Genomic DNA, 2,386 nt, shown 5'->3' with positions numbered 1-2,386 from the left:
CTCCGGGGCAGGCGTGTCGCTCTAGGTCGTCGAGTTCGTCGGCGTCCATGTCGCCCTGCGCGTAGGTGCCGACGCCCTCGAACACCTGGACGATCGTCACGTCGCGCCCGTCGTGTTGCCCGGGCATGATCGACCCGCCGTAGAGGAAGACGCTGGGCAGATCCGTCCGGATCGCGGCCATCATCATCCCGGGGAGGTTCTTGTCGCAGCCCGCGACCGTCACGAGGGCGTCCATGCGCTCGCCGAAGGAGACGAGTTCGACCGAGTCCGCGATCACTTCCCGCGAGATCAGGCTCGCCTTCATCCCCTCGGTCCCCATCGAGATGGCGTCGGAGATGGTGATCGTCCCGAACTCGATGGGCATTCCGCCCGCGGCATCGATGCCGTCGAGCGCGGCGTCCGCCACGTCGTCAAGGTGGACGTTACACGGCGTGATGTCCGCCGCCGGGTTCGGCACGCCGACGATGGGCGACGAGAGGTCCTCGTCGTCGAACCCCATCGCCCGGAACATCGCGCGGTGCGGCGCTTTGTCCGGTCCCTCGGTCACTTCGCGGCTCCGCAGGTCCTCGTCTTTCCCCCCGGCGAATCGATCTGTGTCTTCCCGGCGGCGACGCCGCTCGTCGTCGTCGGATCTCGGCTGCTGTTCGCTCATACTCGCCCCTGTCGCTCGGGACTCTTAAACCGCCGCGTCGGGGCGATGGTTGCTCGCGCGGGCGAACGGGTTCGGGGCGGCCTCGCCTCGGTTCCCGTTCACACCCGCGCTTTCAGCTCCACTCGATACCCGAACGGGTCGCGGACGTACACCGCGCCCGCCTCGCCGGTCGCACCGAGCGGCGAGTCGAGCGTCTTCTCGACCTCGACGCCCGCGTCGGCGAGTTCGGTCGCTGTCTCGTCGACCGACTCCTCGACGACGACCGCGACGTGGTCGTAGTTCGTCGGCGTCGGCGGCTCGAACTCGGCCGTGGGCCACAGGTGGATCACCGCCGTCGCCGAGAGCCGCACGTCGAAGAACGGCTTGTCGTCGGCCGCGTACAGCGCGTCCTCGATCCCAAAGCCGAGCGCGTCGCCGTAGAACTCGCGGGCGTCGTCGACGCCGTCTTCGGGGATCCGGAGGTTGACGTGGTCGATGTGGCGTGCGTTCACGTTGACCGATTCGGCTGCCGGGCGCAAAAGTCGTAGGGGGAGCGGCACGCCCCTCGCTGCCGAACGTCGGCGAGCGAACCGACGGCGGTTCGTCGACTCGGGACGGCTACGCGCGGTCTCGCTACCTGCCAACGGCCGCTGAGTATTTAATCGGAGAAATGTAACTACCGCACATGATTGTGTTCGACTTCGTCGCCGTCGGGCCGCTGATGGGCGGGATGGCCGGTTCGGGGATGGCGGGCGGGATGGGCGGCTGGATGTTCGCGTTTCCCCTCGTCGCGCTGTTCACCGTCTCGGTGCTGATCGCCGTGGGCCTCGTCGGGATCAAGCTGCTCGTGAGCGAGACGGATGACGGACCGGACGAGGGTGACCCCGACGAGACCCCGGTCGAGCGCCTTCAACGGCGGTACGCCGCGGGCGAACTCGCGGAGGAGGAGTTCGAGCGGGCGTTGGAGCGCGAACTGGAGCGCGAGGGGAGCGACGGAGTCGACGAGAGGACGGCCGCCGAGACGGAGTCCGCCGGAGAGGCTGCGCGAGCGCGGTGAGCTGAAGTTGACCCGGGAATCGATTCAGGCGAACGCTTCGAGGATTCCCGCGCCGTCGGTGCTGCGGCCGAGGTCGGGAAGCGTGGCGCGCTCGGGGTGGGGCATCAACACGGCGACCGTCTCGCGCTCGCCGAGGACGCCGGCGACGTTGTCCGTGGAGCCGTTCGGGTTCGCGGCGTCGGTGACGTTCCCGTCGGCGTCGCAGTAGCGGAAGAGGACGCGGTCGTCGGCGACGAGGTCTGCGTGCGCCTCGTCGCCGATCTCGAACCGGCCCTCGCCGTGGGCGATGGGGACCTCGATCACGTCGCCCTCGTCGTAGGCGGCGGTCCACGGCGTGTCGGCGCGCTCGACGCGCAGGTGGACCGGCTCACACTGGAAGCGAGCGGAGGCGTTCGTGGTGAACGCGCCGGGCGTGAGGCCGGACTCGGAGCCGATCTGCGCGCCGTTACAGATCCCGATGACGGGGACGCCCGATTCGGCCGCGGCGCGGACCTCGTCCATGATCGGGTCGCGGGCGGCCATCGCGCCGGCGCGCAGGTAGTCGCCGTAGGAGAAGCCGCCGGGGAGGACGATCCCGTCGGTGTCTTCGGGGAGTCCGTCCTCGTGCCAGACGCGCTCGGCGTCGATCCCGAGGTGCGCTAACGCGCGGACGGCGTCGCGGTCGCAGTTCGAGCCGCCGAACTGGACGACGGCGACCG

Annotated in this window: 4 protein-coding genes; 1 reads left to right on the top strand and 3 read right to left on the bottom strand. The window is 69.6% G+C overall.

Annotated features, from left to right (window positions below; genetic code table 11):
- A partial coding sequence (locus BN903_RS12640; protein WP_048078074.1) for a dihydroxy-acid dehydratase occupies positions 1 to 652 on the bottom strand: 652 nt, incomplete at its 3' end.
- A gap of 98 nt (positions 653 to 750) precedes the next feature.
- Positions 751 to 1,143, bottom strand: coding sequence for a VOC family protein (locus tag BN903_RS12635; protein WP_048078073.1), 393 nt, complete (start codon positions 1,141 to 1,143; stop codon positions 751 to 753).
- A gap of 173 nt (positions 1,144 to 1,316) precedes the next feature.
- On the opposite strand from BN903_RS12635, the gene BN903_RS12630 reads away from it, so the two are divergent.
- On the top strand, positions 1,317 to 1,688 hold the full coding sequence (locus tag BN903_RS12630; protein ID WP_048078072.1) for an SHOCT domain-containing protein: 372 nt from the start codon (positions 1,317 to 1,319) through the stop codon (positions 1,686 to 1,688).
- Between the two features lie 24 nt (positions 1,689 to 1,712).
- Here BN903_RS12630 and purQ read toward each other — a convergent pair.
- Positions 1,713 to 2,386, bottom strand: a 674-nt coding sequence (gene purQ / locus BN903_RS12625) for a phosphoribosylformylglycinamidine synthase I (protein ID WP_048078071.1), incomplete at its 5' end; no start/stop codon positions are given.

The organism is Halorubrum sp. AJ67 (assembly GCF_000513435.1).
Note: the sequence above shows the minus strand (reverse complement) of the source record. Positions and strands in the feature narration are given on the sequence as shown.

Coding starts and splice junctions, on each gene's coding strand:
- BN903_RS12630 (WP_048078072.1), top strand. CDS start 1,317: ATGATTGTGTTCGACTTCGTCGCCGTCGGGCCGCTGATGGGCGGGATG.